This is a genomic window from Frankia sp. AgPm24 (genome assembly GCF_023243055.1).
GTDB lineage: Bacteria > Actinomycetota > Actinomycetes > Frankiales > Frankiaceae > Frankia > Frankia umida.
In genome coordinates this window covers 94032-110344 of the sequence record NZ_JALKFW010000208.1, presented here as the reverse complement: position 1 = coordinate 110344, position 16313 = coordinate 94032, and the positions used below count along the sequence as shown (strand labels likewise).

General features: G+C 72.9%; 15 protein-coding genes. 10 read left to right on the top strand and 5 right to left on the bottom strand.

Features of this window, described 5'->3' with window-relative positions; genetic code table 11:
* Positions 1–29 precede the first annotated feature (29 nt).
* The 3 genes from MXD61_RS21370 to MXD61_RS21360 all read left to right on the top strand — a co-directional run bounded on the left by MXD61_RS21370 (position 30) and on the right by MXD61_RS21360 (position 3672).
* Positions 30–1418 (top strand): sensor histidine kinase, encoded by a 1389-nt coding sequence (locus MXD61_RS21370; RefSeq protein WP_248815224.1) that lies wholly within the window; start codon positions 30–32, stop codon positions 1416–1418.
* Complete coding sequence (locus MXD61_RS21365) at positions 1415–2059, top strand: response regulator transcription factor (RefSeq protein WP_248815223.1); 645 nt, start codon at positions 1415–1417, stop codon at positions 2057–2059. Before MXD61_RS21370 ends, MXD61_RS21365 begins: the two co-directional genes overlap by 4 nt.
* A gap of 110 nt (positions 2060–2169) precedes the next feature.
* Positions 2170–3672, top strand: coding sequence for an NAD(P)/FAD-dependent oxidoreductase (locus tag MXD61_RS21360; RefSeq protein ID WP_248815222.1), 1503 nt, complete (start codon positions 2170–2172; stop codon positions 3670–3672).
* A gap of 36 nt (positions 3673–3708) precedes the next feature.
* Here MXD61_RS21360 and MXD61_RS21355 read toward each other — a convergent pair whose 3' ends face one another.
* Together MXD61_RS21355 and MXD61_RS21350 are read right to left on the bottom strand one after the other, a co-directional pair.
* Positions 3709–4320 (bottom strand): hypothetical protein, encoded by a 612-nt coding sequence (locus MXD61_RS21355; protein WP_248815221.1) that lies wholly within the window; start codon positions 4318–4320, stop codon positions 3709–3711.
* Positions 4321–4726: 406 nt separating this feature from the next.
* Entirely contained in the window at positions 4727–5560 is an 834-nt protein-coding gene (locus tag MXD61_RS21350; protein ID WP_308222811.1) for a CDP-alcohol phosphatidyltransferase family protein, read from the bottom strand.
* 63 nt (positions 5561–5623) lie between these two features.
* On the opposite strand from MXD61_RS21350, the gene MXD61_RS21345 reads away from it, so the two are divergent.
* The gene (locus MXD61_RS21345; protein ID WP_248815220.1) at positions 5624–5914 is read left to right on the top strand and encodes a hypothetical protein; all 291 of its coding nucleotides are present in this window, start codon (positions 5624–5626) and stop codon (positions 5912–5914) included.
* A 7-nt stretch (positions 5915–5921) separates the two neighbouring features.
* On the opposite strand, the gene metF is transcribed toward MXD61_RS21345, so the two are convergent.
* On the bottom strand, positions 5922–6818 hold the full coding sequence (gene metF / locus MXD61_RS21340; RefSeq protein ID WP_248815219.1) for a methylenetetrahydrofolate reductase [NAD(P)H]: 897 nt from the start codon (positions 6816–6818) through the stop codon (positions 5922–5924).
* Positions 6819–6940: 122 nt separating this feature from the next.
* Complete coding sequence (locus tag MXD61_RS21335) at positions 6941–7633, bottom strand: hypothetical protein (protein ID WP_248815218.1); 693 nt, start codon at positions 7631–7633, stop codon at positions 6941–6943.
* 23 nt (positions 7634–7656) lie between these two features.
* On the opposite strand from MXD61_RS21335, the gene MXD61_RS21330 reads away from it, so the two are divergent.
* From MXD61_RS21330 to MXD61_RS21305, 6 genes are all read left to right on the top strand, one after another.
* On the top strand, positions 7657–8802 hold the full coding sequence (locus MXD61_RS21330; protein WP_248815217.1) for a polyprenyl synthetase family protein: 1146 nt from the start codon (positions 7657–7659) through the stop codon (positions 8800–8802).
* Positions 8803–8971: 169 nt separating this feature from the next.
* Positions 8972–10483 carry a phytoene desaturase family protein gene (crtI, locus tag MXD61_RS21325; protein ID WP_248815216.1) on the top strand — a complete coding sequence of 504 codons (1512 nt, stop codon included), beginning with the start codon at positions 8972–8974 and terminating at the stop codon, positions 10481–10483.
* Positions 10484–10581: 98 nt separating this feature from the next.
* Positions 10582–11712 carry a MoxR family ATPase gene (locus MXD61_RS21320; RefSeq protein ID WP_248815215.1) on the top strand — a complete coding sequence of 377 codons (1131 nt, stop codon included), beginning with the start codon at positions 10582–10584 and terminating at the stop codon, positions 11710–11712.
* Positions 11709–12764 (top strand): DUF58 domain-containing protein, encoded by a 1056-nt coding sequence (locus MXD61_RS21315; protein ID WP_248815214.1) that lies wholly within the window; start codon positions 11709–11711, stop codon positions 12762–12764. The genes MXD61_RS21320 and MXD61_RS21315 overlap by 4 nt, the downstream gene beginning before the upstream one ends.
* Positions 12761–13720: a VWA domain-containing protein gene (locus MXD61_RS21310; protein WP_248815213.1), complete on the top strand. Its 960-nt coding sequence runs from the start codon at positions 12761–12763 to the stop codon at positions 13718–13720. The genes MXD61_RS21315 and MXD61_RS21310 overlap by 4 nt, the downstream gene beginning before the upstream one ends.
* Complete coding sequence (locus MXD61_RS21305; protein ID WP_248815212.1) at positions 13717–14769, top strand: phytoene/squalene synthase family protein; 1053 nt, start codon at positions 13717–13719, stop codon at positions 14767–14769. Before MXD61_RS21310 ends, MXD61_RS21305 begins: the two co-directional genes overlap by 4 nt.
* Here MXD61_RS21305 and serS read toward each other — a convergent pair.
* On the bottom strand, positions 14734–15996 hold the full coding sequence (gene serS, locus MXD61_RS21300; protein WP_248815211.1) for a serine--tRNA ligase: 1263 nt from the start codon (positions 15994–15996) through the stop codon (positions 14734–14736). The genes MXD61_RS21305 and serS overlap by 36 nt on opposite strands.
* Positions 15997–16313: the final 317 nt, after the last annotated feature.

Sequence of the window (16313 nt, the reverse complement as noted above, 5' to 3'; positions counted from 1 at the left end):
CCCCCGCGTCCGGTGCGACCATCTCCGGTATGGGCGAAGCGGCGGTGGTCACCGACCAGGCACTGGTCACCACGGTGACGGCGACGGCGGCCAGCGGGCAGGCCGGGGCCGACGGTGCGACAGCGTGGCAGCGGCGGTCCGACCGGATCGCCCGGCTGCTGCTCCTGCCGATGCTCGTCGTGGCGACGCTGCTCAGTCTGATCACCGCCTCCTCCTTCGACGTCTCCCGGGGCCGGGTGGTCGCGGGCCTGGTCCTGGTGCTCGTGGCCGCCGTCTGGTCGGCGGGGATGCTGCGCTACCCGACCGACGGGGTGCCGCCGCGGATACGCCGGCTGGTGTTCGTCATCCACGTCACGCTGGGCGGCGTACTCGTCTGGGTCAGTCCCTGGTATGGGGTGTTCGCCTTCACCGGGTACTTCTTCGCCGACGAACTCGGCCGCCGCGGCCGGGTGTACGGGTTCGTGGCGACCGCGCTCATCCTGGCCGCCTCCCAGACCGCCGGTTACCCGAACGGCTCTCCCGTCCACACGGTCAGTTTTCTGATCATGGCGGGGTTCAACGTCATCGCGGTGCTCAGCATGTCCACCCTGATCAACAAGGTGATCGACCAGAACGTCGAACGGGGCCAGATGATCACCGAGCTGGCGGAGACCAACCGGCTTCTTCACGTCACGATGCGGGAGAACGCCGGTCTGCACAGCCAGCTGCTCGCCCAGGCCCGCGAGGCCGGCGTCACCGAGGAACGGGGACGCCTCGCCGGGGAGATCCACGACACGCTGGCGCAGGGCCTCGCCGGCATCATCACCCAGCTCGAGGCGGCCCGTCAGGCCGAGGACGCGGGCGAACGGGCCGAGCGTTCCCGTCATCTGGAGCTCGCCGACGCGCTGGCGCGGGCGAATCTCGTCGAGGCCCGCCGCTCGGTGCGGGCGCTGCGGCCCGAGCAGCTCGACCGGGCCGGCCTGGCTGAGGCCCTGACCGCACTGGCCGGTGACTGGACGCGCCGCACCGCGATCCCGGCGCACGTCGTGACCACCGGTGCGCCGACCCGTGTCTCCACCGAGATCGAGACCGCCATCTACCGGATCGCCCAGGAGGCCCTCGCCAATGTGGCCAACCACGCCCGGGCCACCCGGGTCCAGCTCACCCTCAGCTATGTGGATGACACCGTGCTGCTCGACGTCGCCGACGACGGCGCCGGCTTCCGGCCGGCCGCCGACTCCCCGTCCGGCCGGTACGGTCTGACCGGGATGCGGCGCCGCGCGCAGGCCCTGGCCGGTTCCCTGACCATCGAGTCCGCCCCCGGCGACGGCACGATCGTGAACGCGGCGATCCCGCTTCCGTCCACGTCCCCACCGGCGTCCCCCTCGACGACGCCGAACGCCGTGGGCGACGCTCGTCCCGAGCGGGCACCGGCGTGACGCGGGACGTGCCGGGTGAGCCGATCCGGCTGCTGATCGTGGACGACCATCCCATCGTCCGGGACGGGTTGCGCGGGCTGTTCACCGGCGATCCGGAGTTCACCGTCGTCGCCGAGGCCGCGGACGGCGCCGAGGCCGTCCGGGTCGCCGGGGCCCTCGAGGTGGACGTCATCCTCATGGATCTGCGGATGCCCGGAACCGGCGGTGTCGAGGCGATCACCGAGCTGCGCCGTCGGGGTCATCCGGCCCGCGTGCTCGTGCTGACGACGTTCGACTCCGATCGGGACGTACTGCCCGCGATCGAGGCCGGCGCCACCGGCTACCTGCTCAAGGACGCGCGACGCGACGAACTCCTGCGCGCCGTACGCGCCGCCCACGCGGGTCGGTCGGTGCTCGCGCCGTCCGTCGCCGGCACCCTGATGAACCGGGTCGGCACCCGCGAGCCCGGTGCGCTCAGCCCCCGTGAACTCGAGGTGCTGCGGCTGGTCGCCGCCGGCGCCACCAACCAGGCCGCCGCCCGCACGCTGCTGGTCAGCGAGGCCACGATCAAGACCCATCTCGTCCACCTCTACGGCAAACTCGGTGTCCGCGATCGCGCCGCCGCCGTGGCCGTCGCCTACGAGCGCGGCATCCTCGGCTGACCAGCCCCGAGGCAGGGCAACGCGTCCGGCAGGACAACGGAGACCATCGGCATCCGCGGGTCGTCCAGCCCGGGCCGTGCGGGTCGGAGCCGGGTCGTAGAGTCGGCTCCGTGGCCCAGGTGGTGGTGATCGGTGCCGGTGTGGGCGGGCTGGCGGCGGCGGCCAGGCTGGCGGCGGCCGGGCATGAGGTCACCGTCTGCGAGCAGAGTCCGGCGGTGGGCGGCAAGCTCGGGTGGTACGAGCGTGACGGCTACGGCTTCGACACCGGCCCGTCCCTGCTGACCATGCCGCACGTGTTCGAGGATCTGTTCGCCGCGACCGGCGGCCCCCCCGGCCAGGACGAACTCGAGTTGCGTCGGCTCGATCCGATCGCCGCCTACCGGTTCGCCGACGGCACCGTCCTGGCCGCACACGCCGACGAGGAGGCGTTCCTCGCCGAACTCGACGCCCGGCTCGGCGCACCGGCCGGCGCGGACTGGCGGCGCCTGGCCGCGCGGGCCGCGCGTGTCTTCGACGCGGCCGAACGGCCGTTCCTGGCCAGTCCGGTGCGGGCGGCCGGGCTTGGCCGGCTGGCCTGGGCGGCACCCGGGGACATCCCGGCGGTCGCGCCCTGGCGCAGCCTGCGCGGGCTCGGCCAGTCGATGGTGCGGGACCCGCGGCTGCGTCTGATGCTGGACCGTTACGCCACCTACTCCGGGTCCGACCCACGGCGGGCACCCGCGGCGCTGGTGTCGGTCCTGCACGCCGAACGCCGGTTCGGCGGTTGGTATGTGCCGGGTGGGCTGCGCCGGCTCGGTGCGGCGATCGACGCGCGGGCGCGCCGCTGCGGGGCCCGGGTCCTGACCGGCACCCGGGTGCGTGCGGTGACGTGCACGCCGGGCGGGCGGGTCGACGGTGTCCGTCTCGCCGACGGCATCCGGCTGCCCGCGGACGTCGTCGTCGCGAACGTCGACGCGGCGGCGCTGTACGGCGGGATGCTGCCGACGGGGCTCGGCCGGGCCGGGCGCCGTCGGCTGCGGCGGGCGAACCGGTCGATGTCGGGGTTCGTGCTGCTGCTCGCACTCGCCAGGCGGCCACCCGGCTCCACCCGTGCGCTCGCGCACCACACGGTGATGTTCCCGGCGGACTACGACGCCGAGTTCGACGCGGTGTTCACCGGACGGCTACCCACCGACCCGGCGATCTACCTGCACACCCCGGACGATCCGGCCTGCGCCCCACCGGACGGCGAGGCCTGGTTCGTCCTGGTCAACGCCGCGCCGCACCTGCCCTCGGCGGGCGAGGCCGGGCTGGACTGGGATCGGCCGGGGCTCGCCGACGGCTACGCCCGCCATGTGCTGGACCTGCTGGCGGCCCGCGGGTTCGACGTGCGGGACCGCCTGCGCTGGTACGAGACGATCACCCCGGCCGATCTCGAGCGGCGCACGGGGGCACCCGGCGGGGCGATCTACGGGACGGCCTCGCACGGTGCGCGTTCGGCGTTCCTGCGCCCGCCGAACGCGACCGCCGTCAGGGGCCTGTTCCACGTCGGCGGCTCGGCGCATCCCGGCGGCGGCCTGCCGCTGGTGGTGCTGTCGGCGGCGATCGTCGCCGACCTCGTCGGCCCCGCCTAGAAACATCCGGCGGGGCCGACGAGACCCGGTGCGGTGCTACAGGCCGGCCCGCACCAGGGCGACGGCGACGACGTTGCTCACGTAGCGACCGCCCTTGGTGTCCTTGGGCGCGGTCAGCCGCGGACCAGCGGTGGCCAGCGACGTGCCGTCCTCGGTCACGGCCAGCAGGCTCGCGGTGTTACCGAAGCCGGGGTCGATCTCGGGGAAGGACACGACCGACTCGTAGTTGTCGCTGGCGTGGACGACCACCGCGTAGCGCAGCGAGTCGTTCTTCACGTCGGCCCGGAAGGACGGCTTGGCCGCCTGCAGCACGTCGTAGAGCAGCGGCCCGGTGTAGGTGTGGGTCTGCGGGCCGGCGCCGCTCTGGAAGGTGACGGTCTGGGTGTGCTGCGGGTACCTGGTGGCAAGGTCGTTGACGCTGAGCACCAGCGGATGCGCGATCCGCCCGAGCAGCAGCACCCGGCCGGGAGCGGACGGTACGGCCTTCGCCAGTGGGGCCGCGTCCGAGACCACCGGGGCGGCCGGGGCCGGGGGGGCGGCCTGCGCGCCCCAGCTGGGCAGCAGGCTGAGGATCACCGCGGTGGCAAGCGCGAAAACCGCGGCGACCAGACGAAGTGGGGACGATCTGCGGGCGATCTGCGACAGCATCTTTTTTCCCGAATCCTTTATCGCGGGGTGGGCGACTCGACGCCGAACCCCGTGGTCAGGACCATCGTGATCGGCGAAACGAGCATACGGCCGGATCGTAGCAATACGTCCGCAAATTCGGCAGGAAAAGGAGGCATCGACCGCGAATTCGGTTCCGTAATCTGCCGCCTCGGTTAGCCTCCGCAGACACTCAGTACACAAATCAAGATCGCCGCGGATAGCCAGCAATCAGCCACCAACACTCGTCCCACGACCACGCACCGGCTGGCCATCCCCGCGCGCCTCGCCCGCATGGCGACACCTCCGTACGCCGGCGGCGACCAAGCCTGTACGGCGACACCTGCGCACAGGCGACACGTCCGTACGGCGGCCACGTCCGTACGGCGGCCACGTCCGACGTCGATGCCTAGGACGGCGACACGTCCGGCGTCGGTGGGGCCGGCGATGGTGGTGGTGGCGCTGGGGCGGCGGGGGGCGGTGCGCCGATGAGGGCGGTTCGGAGCGTGACGGTGAGCTGGAGAAGGCCGATGGCGCAGACCGCGACCGTCGCGGTGGCCGCGACGACGGCGGCGACGTCCGCGAGGCCGGGCACGAGGCCGGCGCCCACCAGGCCGGCACCGGTCACGATCATTCTGGTCGGGCGCTCACCCACCGTCACCACACCGATCTCACCGAAACCGGCGTTCCCGGCCCGCGCCCGGGTGTACTCCAACAGCCCGAGCAGACAGCCGGCGGCGACCAGCAGCCCCCCGGGTGCCCCGAGACACCACAGTCCGACCAGGCACAGCACGTCACCACAGCGGTCGGCGACCGAGTCCAGGACGTAACCCCACGCGGTGGACCGTCCGGTCAGCACCGCCACCGCACCATCCACGCTGTCCGCCACGCCGCCGAGGATCAGCGCGACCAGGCCGAGCAGCGGCCACCGCCCACCCACAACCGACGCGGGCACCACCAGCGCGGTCAGCACAACCCCACCAGCGGTCACCGCGGACGGCGCCACCCGCCGGACCGCCAGCGGGCGCGCGATCCGGTGGACGAACGTCAGGAACGTCCGGACGAGCCACAGCCCCGAGCGGACGTCGTACCCACCGTGCAGCTGCGACCAGCGAGCGAGATAACCGTCGAGATCGGGGAGACCGGCCGAATCGGGATGGCCGGCAGGGTCGGGGGGACCGGCAGGGTCGGGGGGACCGGCCGAATCGGGGTGGCGAGCGGGATCGGGGGCGGGCTTCGGCACACATCCATGAAACAGCGAGGACAGGACGGCGGCCGGGACGTAGGGTCACGGGCAGGGGGTGCCGTGACCGAGCAGGCGACCGGAGTGGTGGAGCACATCGAGGATCTCGACGTGCCAGCCGTGTTCACGCCCCACCGAGATCAGGTGATGCTCGCCGTGCGCGTCCCCTCGGTGTTCAGCACCCTCGACCTGGGGCTGATCACCCAGGTCATCGACGCCGCCAACCAGGCCGGCTTCTCCCTGGCCCGCACACAGTCGTTCCGCGAGGACTGGCTGCTGTGCGTGTTCGACTCCTACGCGGCGGTGTTCGCCCGGCCCGAGACGCCTCCCACACCCACGTCCAGCCGCGCCTGACAGCAGGCTAGCGAACGGCCTGGAAGATCTCCCGGGTGGCGCTGGAGCGGTTCAGGGTGATGAAGTGCAGGCCGGGCGCCCCACCGTCGAGCAGGCGACGGGAGAGTTCGGTCGCCACGTCGACGCCGACGGCGCGCACAGCGGCCGGATCGTCGGCGACCGCCTGCAGACGGTCCACCAGGTCGCTCGGCAGGGCGGCACCGGACAGCTGCGCCATTCGCACGATCTGCGACACGTTCGTCACCGGCATGATCCCGGGGATGATCGGCTTGTCGCAGCCGAGCGCCCGGACCCGCTCGACCAGGCGGAAGTAGTCGTCCGCGCCGAAGAAGAACTGGGTGATGGCGTAGTCGGCGCCGGCGTCGAACTTGGCGACCAGATGACGGGCGTCGGTGTCGAGATCCGGCGAGCGGGGATGCTTGTCGGGGAAGGCCGCCACCCCGACGCAGAAGTCCCCGGCCGCGCGGACCAGGCTGACCAGTTCGCTCGCGTACTCGAGGCCCTGCGGATGGGCGGTCCACGTCCCCTGCGGGTCACCCGGCGGATCGCCGCGCAGCACCAGCACGTTGCGCACCCCGGCACCGGCGTAGTTGCCGATCACCTGACGCAGCTCGGCGACGGAGTGGTTGACCGCGGTGAGGTGTGCGATGGGGGTGAGCGTGGTCTCGGTGGCGATCCGCTCGGTCACGCGGATCGTGCCGTCCCGCGTGGAGCCGCCGGCACCGTAGGTGACCGAGACGAAGGACGGGCGCAGCGCCTCGATCTGGCGCAGCGCCGTCCACAGCTGCCGTTCTCCCTCCGACGTCTTCGGCGGGAAGAACTCAAAGGAGAACGACGGTAGCCCCGCGGCGAGGAACTCGGCCATCGTTGTCGGTCGCGCGCTCACACTACGAACCGCCGTCATCCTCCGAGCGTAGCCCGCCGGAGACCACGCCTGGGAACAGCCCCCGCCGGCAGCGGCCGGCCGGCGGCCAGCAGGCCGGTCAAGGACGACCACCGAAGGACCACGGGCGGTCGGGATGGCCGTCAGATGGGCAGCGGGCCCAGCGGTGCGGTGGTGCCGACCTGCACCCGACCGGAGATGGTGCGGGCCACCACGCGGTGGGCGGCGCCGGGCACCGCGGTGAGGTTCAGGTCGACGCCACGCGGGTCGCCGGACTCCACGGCGACGTCGTAACGCTCGTCCGGGAGCATCACCGTCACCAGGCCGGTGTCACTCTGCGCGTGGACGTCCCGCGGCGGGCTGCTGAAGTGCAGGTTCACGTCGCCCTCACGGCTGCGGGCGGCGACGGGGCCGGCGCCGAGCTCCCGGCCGGCGATCGTGCCGTCCCGGGTGACCAGCGACAGCTCGCCGCCGACGCCCCACAGGGTGATCTCGCCGGTGAGCAGTTCGGCCCGCACCCGGGTACCCGCGGGCACCTGCAACCGGACCCGTACCTCACTGCGACGACCGTCGATACGCAGCACCGACCCGACGGTCGTCACGGTGGGTGCCGCCCGGCCGGGCCGACGGCGGACGGTGAGCTCGGCCCGGACGCTGTCCCGGGCCCGATCCGCCACCTCGACACGGCCCGCCGCCATCATCAGCTCGACGGCGTCTATACCGTCAACGGTGTGGACGAGTTCGGCAGGTGGCAGTTTCAGCAGGGAAAGACCGCCGATCGCGGCGGCCAACAGGACCACGGCGATCACCACAACGAGCGTGTCGAACACGGGCACACCGCACCGTACCCCGGCCGTCGATGACGGACATCCGCGTTCGGGTGTCCGCGGTACTGCGTCAGTTCCTCGCCGACCGTGGGGTCACGCTGCTCGAGATCGACCCCGAGCTCGCTCCGTTCCTCGAGGTGGCCGAACAGGTGCTGCTCGGCGGCGGCAAGCGGCTGCGTCCGGCGTTCTGCTACTGGGGGTGGCGGGGCGTCGGCGCGGCGGACGGTCCCGAAATCGTGATGGCCGCCGCGTCCCTGGAAGTGCTACACGCCTGCGCGCTGGTGCATGACGATCTTATGGACGCCTCCGAGCTGCGCCGCGGCCGGGCGAGCGCGCACCGTGACCTGGCGCTGCGCCATCGCGCCCGCGGGCTGCCCGGTGACAGCGACCGGTTCGGGCAGTCGGCCGCCATCCTGCTCGGTGATCTGTTCCTGAGCTGGGCGGACGATCTGCTGATGGCCAGCGGCCTGGAACCGGCGGCGCTGCTGCGCGCCTGGCCGATCTACTCCCGGATGCGCACCGAGCTCGTCGCCGGCCAGTACCTCGACCTCAGCGGCCATCCCCTGGACCTCGACAGTGACCCGCCCGCGCGCCAGGACGACGAGTCGTCGGCTCAGGATGGCCCGCCCCCGCGCCAGGGCGGCGAGCCGTCCGGTCCGGATGGCCGACCGTCGGTGCGGATCGGACGGATCGCCCGGTACAAGACGGCCGGGTACACCGTGATCCGCCCGTTGCAGCTCGGCGCGCTGCTGGCCGGGGCGCCGCCGGAGTCGCTGGCGACGTACGCCGCCTTCGGCGCGCCGCTCGGCGAGGCGTTCCAGCTACGCGACGACATCCTGGATCTGTTCGGCGATCCGGCGGTGACCGGCAAACCCGCCGGCGAGGACCTGCGCAACGGCCGGCCGAACGCGTTGCTGGCGCTCGCCGCCCGTCAGCCGGACGCGACCGGGTTACGGGCCCTGGTGGATCGGCCCGATCTTCCCGCGGCACTCGACCAGGCACGGGCGTTCGTCGTCAGCTGTGGTGCGCTGGAGCTGGCCGAACAGCGGATCGCGGCCTGCGCCGCCGAGGCCCTCGCCGCCCTGACCGCGACCACGGCCTCCGCCACCCCCCTGGACGCCACGACCTTCGACGCGCTGTCACGCCTCGCGGTCGCGGCCACCGTCCGGACACACTAGGGACGACATCACGGCGCCGCATCTCCCCGCCGCGCGGGCAGCTGACAGCGGCGCCCAAAGACGCACAGACCGCACAGACCGCACAGACCACACAGAGGCACAGAGACACAGAGACACGCACACGGACGCAGGGACGCACGGGCGGCAGGCAGGCGGGAGGCGGGGCTTGATGCGCACGGTACAGGGGCCAACAGATCACATCGTCATCGTGGGTGCGGGCCTGGGCGGGCTGTCGGCGGCGCTGCGGCTGGCCGGGGCCGGACGGCGGGTCACCGTGCTCGAACGGGAGGCGGGCCCCGGTGGGCGCGCGGGCCGGCTCGCCCTGGGTGACTACCAGTTCGACACCGGGCCGACCGTGCTGACGATGCCGGAGCTGCTCGCGGACGCGCTGGACTGCGTCGGTGAGAACCTCGAGGACTGGCTGACCCTCACCCGGCTCGACCCGATGTACCGGGCGTTCTTCGCCGATGGTTCGTCGCTGGACGTGCGGGCCGACCCGGCCGACACCGCCGCGCAGATCCGTGCGCTGTGCGGGCCGGCGGAGGCGGCGGGCTTCGAACGGTTCGTCACGCTGGTGACGGACATGTTCCGGGTCCAGTTCGCGCACTTCATCGATGCTCAGGTCGACTCGCCGCTGACGCTGATGCGTCCGGCGCTGGCCCGGCTCGCCGCGCTCGGCGGGTTCCGCCGGCTCGCCCCGGTCGTCGACCGTCATCTGCGCGACGAGCGGACCCGGCGGCTGTTCTCCTTCCAGGCGATGTACGCGGGTCTCGCCCCGCACGACGCGCTGGCGCTCTACGCGGTCATCTCGTACATGGACTGTGTCGCCGGGGTGTACCACCCGACCGGCGGGATGAACGCCGTGCCCGAGGCGCTGGCCGGCGCGGCCGCCAAACACGGCGTGACCCTGCGTTATGACACGACCGTGACCCGGGTGGAGGTCCACGGCGGACGGGCGGTGGCCGTGCACACCGCGGCGGGTGAACGGGTGCCCGCCGACGTGGTCGTGCTCAACCCCGACCTGCCGATCGCCTACGCCGACCTGCTGCCGCCGGGGGCGGCGCCACGGCGGCTGCGGCGGCTGCGCTACTCCCCGTCCTGCTTTCTGCTGCACGCCGGGGCCCGGGTGGACTACCCGCACACCGCCCATCACACCATCCACTTCGGCCAGGCCTGGCGACGCACCTTCGCGGAGATCATCGACCGCGGCGAGCTGATGAGCGACCCGTCCTTCCTGGTCAGCACGCCCTCGCGCAGCGATCCGACGCTGGCTCCGGCCGGCGGGCACGCCTACTACGTGCTGTTTCCCACCCCGAACCTCACCGCCGGTCTGGACTGGTCGGTGCTCGGCCCGCGCTACCGCGACGAGGTCATCGCCACCTGCGAACGGCGCGGCTATCCGGGTTTCGGCGCGGCCATCGAGGTGGCGGCCACGACGACGCCGGCGGACTGGCGGGCCCGCGGGATGGCGGCGGGAGCGCCGTTCGCCGCCGCCCACACGCTGGGGCAGACCGGCCCGTTCCGCCCGGGCAACCTGGCGCCGGGGCTGGCGAACGTGGTGTTCACCGGCAGCGGCACCCGCCCGGGCGTCGGCGTGCCGATGGTGCTCGTCTCTGGACGGCTCGCCGCCGAGCGCGTTCTCGGACCGCGCCGCGACTACCGCTCCCGGGCCCTGCGCTGAGCGATAGTTCCTGAACAGGGGGTTAGAAGTCCCTTGGAACCTCGCCGTGCCGACTCGGTTGGTCCCCCATTTCGCCCGGCGGCTGGGAGAATACCGGCATGGACCAAGGGCGCAGCCCGGCCAGCCTCGCGGCACCGGACACCACGACGGACGCGGCGTTGCTCGAACGCGCCCTGTTCGAGATCAAGAAGGTCATCGTCGGGCAGGATCGGATGGTCGAGCGGATGCTCGTCGCGCTGCTCGCGCGGGGGCACTGCCTGCTCGAGGGGGTGCCGGGGGTCGCCAAGACCCTGGCCGTGCAGACCCTGGCGACGGTGGTGGGCGGTTCGTTCGTCCGCATCCAGTTCACCAACGACCTGGTTCCGTCCGACATCGTCGGCGCACGCATCTACAAGTCCACGAGCGAGTCGTTCGACGTGGAACTCGGGCCGGTGTTCGCGAACTTCGTGCTGGCCGACGAGATCAACCGGGCGCCGGCGAAGGTACAGTCGGCGCTGCTGGAGATCATGTCGGAGAAGCAGGTCTCCCTGGGCGGAGTCACCCATCCGCTGCCACGGCCGTTCCTGGTGCTGGCCACCCAGAACCCGATCGAGTCCGAGGGCGTCTACCCGCTGCCCGAGGCCCAGCGCGACCGGTTCCTGATGAAGGTCACCGTGCCCTACCCGAGCCCGGCCGAGGAGCTGGAGATCGTGCGGCGGATGGGGGTGCGTCCCCCCGTACCCGAGCCGGTGCTCGACCCGGCGAAGCTGCTGCGCCTGCAGGAGCGGGCGGACAACGTGTTCGTCCACCACGCGATCGTCGAGTTCGCGGTGAACCTCGTGCTCGCCACCCGCGCGCCGGAGCAGGCGGGGCTGCCGGAGCTGCGCGGCCAGCTCGCCTACGGCGCCTCGCCGCGGGCGTCGCTGGGCCTGATCGCCGCCGCGCGGGCCCTCGGCCTGCTGCGCGGCCGCGACTACGTGGTCCCCGACGATGTCATCGCCGTCGCCCTGGATGTGCTGCCGCACCGGCTGGTGCTGTCCTACGAGGCGCTCGCCGAGGGGCTCTCCGCCGACGCGATCGCCGCACGCATCGTCTCCTCGATCGTCCCGCCGCAGGTCGCGCCGCGCCAGCAGGCCCCCTATGCCACCGGCGGGCCCGGCGGCCCGTACACCGGCCCGCACACCGGCGGCTGGGGCGCCAACCCACGGTCGGGTTTCCCCGAGTACCTCGAGCAGGGCCCGCGCGGATGACGGCCGGCACCGATCCGGTCATCGAGCGGACGCTGCGCCGCCTCGAACTCACCGTGCTGCGCCGCCTCGACGGCATGCTGCTCGGTGACCATCTCGGCCTGCTGCCCGGCCACGGCAGCGAGAAGGCGGAAAGCCGCGAGTACACCGTCGGTGACGACGTGCGCCGGATGGACTGGGCGGTCACCGCCCGCACCACCGTCCCGCATGTGCACGATCTCATCGCCGACCGCGAGCTCGAGACCTGGGCGCTGGTCGACCTGACCGCCAGCTCCGAGTTCGGCAGCGGCGAGCTGGACAAGCGTGACCTGACGATCGCCGCGACCGCCGCCGTCGGTTTCCTCACCGCCCGCACCGGTAACCGGATGGGCGCCGTCGCCCTCACCGGCGGCGGGACGAGGGCCTACCCGGCCCGCCCTGGCCGTGCCGGTCTGCGAGCGCTGCTGCGCAACCTGCTCACCACCCCCCGCACCGCCCACGACCGGCCGCTGCGCCGCCCCGAGCCGGCCGCGGCCACCGACCTGTCCGTCGCCCTCGCGGGTCTGATGCGCCCGCCGCGGCGGCGGGGTCTGGCGGTGGTCATCACCGACTTCCAGTCCACCGACCTGAGCTGGGAACGTCCGCTGCGGGCGTTGGCCGCCCGCCACCAGGTGCTCGCCATCGAGGTGCTCGACCCGCTCGAGCTGGAACTGCCCGCCGTCGGTCTGCTGCCCGTCGTCGACGCCGAGACCGGCGCCCTGCTGGAGGTACCGACCTCGTCGCGGCGGCTGCGCGCCCGGTACGCCCAGGCGGCCGCGGCGCACCGGCGTGAGGTGGCGCTCGCCCTGCGCCGGGCCGGCGCCGACCATCTGGTGCTGCGCACCGACTCCGACTGGCTGGTCGACATCGCCCGGTTCGCCGCGGCCAACCGGCGCGGGCGCGGCGCCGGTCGCCGGCCACCGCTGGCCGCGGCCGTCGCGGCCGCACCGGCCGGTGGGCGGGTCGGGCGGGCGGGCACGACCGGGCGGGCCCTGTTCGCCCCGGCCGCGGGGGCAGCGGCGGTGGGGCGCTGGTGAACTTCCTCGCCGGCCACTGGCTGTGGCTCAACCTGCTGGTCGCGGCGCTGCTGGCGGCCTACGTCGTGTTGTCGCTGCGCCGGCGCGTCTACGCCGCCCGGCTGTCCTCGACCACCGTGCTCGCCTCGGTGCTGCCCCGCCGACCGGCCTGGTGGCGCCGGCACGTACCCGCCGCGCTGCTCCTGCTCACCCTGGCCGGGCTGGTGTTCGCGCTGGCCCGCCCGGCCCGCGCCGAACGCGTCCCACGCGAACGCGCGACGATCATGCTGGCGATCGACGTGTCGAACTCGATGGCCGCCACCGACATCGCCCCCACCCGGCTGGAGGCGGCCAAGCAGGGCGCCGTGGCGTTCGTCGACCAGCTGCCCCCGCGGATCAACCTGGGCCTGGTGTCCTTCGCCGGCAGCGCCACCGTGCTGGTGCCGGCCTCCACCGACCGCGAGTCGGTGCGCGCCGGCATCCGAGGGCTGCAGCTCGGCCCGGCCACCGCGATCGGCGAAGGCGTGTTCGCGTCCCTGCAGGGCATCACCACCGCGAGCCAGCGCCTGTCCGCCGGCGGCCAGAACCCACCGCCCGCAGCGATCGTGCTGCTCTCCGACGGTGAGACCACCCGGGGCCGGCCGAACTCCCAGGCCATCGAGGCCGCTCGGGCGGCCCACGTCCCCGTCGACACCATCGCCTATGGCACCCCCGGCGGCACCCTGGACGTCGGGGGCCAGGAGGTTCCCGTCCCCGTCAACGAGCAGGCCCTGCACGACATCGCCAACGAGACCGAGGGTTCCTACCATCGCGCCGCCACCGGCGACGAGCTGCGCTCGGTCTACCGCAACCTGGGCAGCTCCATCGGTTACCGCACCGAGTACCGGGAGATCACCACCTGGTTCCTCGGCCTGTCGGTGGCTCTCGGTTTCGCCGCCGCGGCCACCTCGCTCGCCTTCACCTCCCGGCTGCCGTGAACGCCGTAGCCGCCGCCGGCATCACCGATCCGCGGCTGCGGGCGTCCTACGCCCGGGCCCGGGCGCTGCACGCCGCGCACGGACGCACCTACTACCTGGCGACGCTGCTGCTGCCGGCGTGGAAACGCCCGCACGTCCACGCCCTGTACGGCTTCGCCCGGCACGCCGACGACCTCGTCGACGACCTCGACGCCCAGCTCGGCAACGCCGAACGGGCCGTCGCGCTACGCGCCTGGGGCGAACGGTTCCTGACCGCCCTGCGTACCGGTGTGACCCCCCAGCACGTCGACGCCGCCCTCGGCCGCGACCCCGACGACCGCCACGCCCCCGACGACCCGGGCTGGCGCCAGGCTCGGCCGGGCCGTGGCCCGGGGGCCGAGGTGTCGGTGCTGCCGGCGACGATCGACACGATCCGCCGGTTCGCCCTCGACCCGGGCCACTTCGCGGCGTTCCTGTCGTCCATGGCGATGGATCTCACCGTCACCGAGTACGCGACCTGGGACGACCTCGTCGGCTACATGTACGGCTCGGCGGCGGTCATCGGCCTGCAGATGGTGCCCCTGCTCGAACCGTCCGACGACAGCGCCCTGCCCTACGCGCGCGACCTGGGGCTCGCCTTCCAGCTGGCGAACTTCATCCGCGATGTCGGTGAGGACCTGCGCCGCGGTCGCGTCTACCTGCCAGCGGAGTCACTGGCGCTGTTCGGCGTCACCCGGGAGCGTCTGGCCACCGGCGTGGTGGACGGTCCGGTGCGCCGCCTGCTCGCCTTCGAGATCAGCCGGGCCCGGGAGCTGTTCCGCTGCGCCGAGCCCGGCATCCGGCTGCTGCACCCCACCTCACGCGACTGCATGCGCACCGCGTTCGTGCTCTACCGCGCCATCCTGGACGAGGTGGAACGCGCCGACTACCAGGTGTTGGACCAGCGGGTCTCGGTGGCGATGCGCCGCCGGCTCGCCGTCGCCGGCCCCGCTCTCGTCCGCGCCCACCGGGCCCGCCGCCACAGCCCCGCGGATTCAGAGCAGCTCGCGTCCGCCCAGGTAGGGGCGTAGCACCTCGGGCACCCGGATGCCGGCGTCGGCGGTCTGGTGGTTCTCCAGCAGCGCCGCGAGCAGCCGCGGGGTGGCGACCGCGGTGTTGTTCAGCGTGTGCGCGAAATGGATGGTGCCGTCGGCGTCGCGGTAGCGCAGGTTCGCCCGCCGGGCCTGCCAGTCGTGCAGGGTCGAGCAGCTGTGCGTCTCCCGGTAGCGGCCAAGCGAGGGAAACCAGGTGTTGATGTCGTTCATCCGGAACTTGCCGACGCCCATGTCACCGGTGGCGCACTCGACCACCTCGTAGCTGAGCCCCAGATCGGTGAGGATGCGCTCGGCGGTGGCCAGCAGCTCCGCGTGCCAGCGGGCCGACTCGGCCTCGTCCGCGGCGCACAGCACGAACTGTTCGACCTTCTCGAACTGGTGCACCCGCAGCAGGCCGCGCACATCCCGGCTGGCGCTGCCGATCTCCCGGCGGAAGGACGCGGAGATACCGGCGTAGCGCACGGGCAGCGCGGCCGCCTCGAGGATCTCCCCGGCGTGCAGCCCGACGAGAGCGACCTCGGCGGTGCCGGCCAGGAACAGGTCATCGGCGGGTATCTCGTAGATCTCCTCGCGCCCCTTGGGCAGCATCCCGGTGCCGACCAGCGGCTCCTCACGGACCAGCGCCGGCACCGAGATCGGGGTGAACTCCCTGCCCCGCAGCAGGTCCAGCGCGTAGGAGTGGATCGCGCGTTCAAGCAGCACCAGATCGCCGACGAGGGCGTAGGCCCGCTCACCGGCCACCCGCCGGGCCCGGGCGAACTCGGCCCAGCCCCGGCGTTCGGCGAGCTCGACGTGATCCAGCGGGTCGAAGTCGAAGCTCGGCGGGGCGCCGACGGTGCGCAGCACCACGTTGGCCGACTCGTCCGGCCCGACCGGCGCGCCGGACCAGGGGATGTTCGGTGTGGCGAGCATCAGTTCGGCCAGCCGCGCAGCGGTGCGGGCGAGGCGTTCGCGGTTGTCGCTGAGCTGTCGGTCGAACGCCTCCTGCTCGGCGCGCAGCTCGGCGCGGCGGGCCTCGTCGGCCTTCGCGAACTGCTTCGAGCGGCTGCGTCGCTGCGCCTGCGCCTCGTCGACCTCGAACTGCAGCTTGCGGTTCTCCTGGTCAAGCTGGAGCAGTTCGTCGACATCCAGGTCGACGCCCTTGGCGGCGACCGCGTCCCGGACGGCCTGCGGGTTGTCCCGGATGAATCGCTTGTCGAGCATGCGTCGCGTCAACCCCTGAATGATCACGCCTCGTGGTGGTGCCGCATCGCACCCCCACGGCCACGCTACCAGCCACCCCTGCGCCCCTTCCCCGGCCACGGACAGCCCCCGCACAGGCAGCCCGGGCATCCTGGAAGCGGCATCGTGGGTCGGAGCGCCCCCCACGGCCGACCTGGAACAACAGTTACCGTGTGGAACGGTTACGGTGACGGTGCCCACGTCCCGGTGCCCATCGGTGCGTACCGCCCCTGGTGCGGACCGACTCCGGCAGGCGTAGGGCGTCCACAACCGTCAGTCGATACATGAGGAGGGCCGGC

Bases quoted from the DNA above. Each gene is read 5' to 3' on its own strand.
- serS (WP_248815211.1), bottom strand. From the start codon at position 15,996: ATGCTCGACAAGCGATTCATCCGGGACAACCCGCAGGCCGTCCGGGAC.
- crtI (WP_248815216.1), top strand. From the start codon at position 8,972: ATGCGCACGGTACAGGGGCCAACAGATCACATCGTCATCGTGGGTGCG.
- MXD61_RS21355 (WP_248815221.1), bottom strand. From the start codon at position 4,320: ATGCTGTCGCAGATCGCCCGCAGATCGTCCCCACTTCGTCTGGTCGCC.
- MXD61_RS21370 (WP_248815224.1), top strand. From the start codon at position 30: ATGGGCGAAGCGGCGGTGGTCACCGACCAGGCACTGGTCACCACGGTG.
- metF (WP_248815219.1), bottom strand. From the start codon at position 6,818: ATGACGGCGGTTCGTAGTGTGAGCGCGCGACCGACAACGATGGCCGAG.
- MXD61_RS21320 (WP_248815215.1), top strand. From the start codon at position 10,582: ATGGACCAAGGGCGCAGCCCGGCCAGCCTCGCGGCACCGGACACCACG.
- MXD61_RS21315 (WP_248815214.1), top strand. From the start codon at position 11,709: ATGACGGCCGGCACCGATCCGGTCATCGAGCGGACGCTGCGCCGCCTC.
- MXD61_RS21330 (WP_248815217.1), top strand. From the start codon at position 7,657: ATGACGGACATCCGCGTTCGGGTGTCCGCGGTACTGCGTCAGTTCCTC.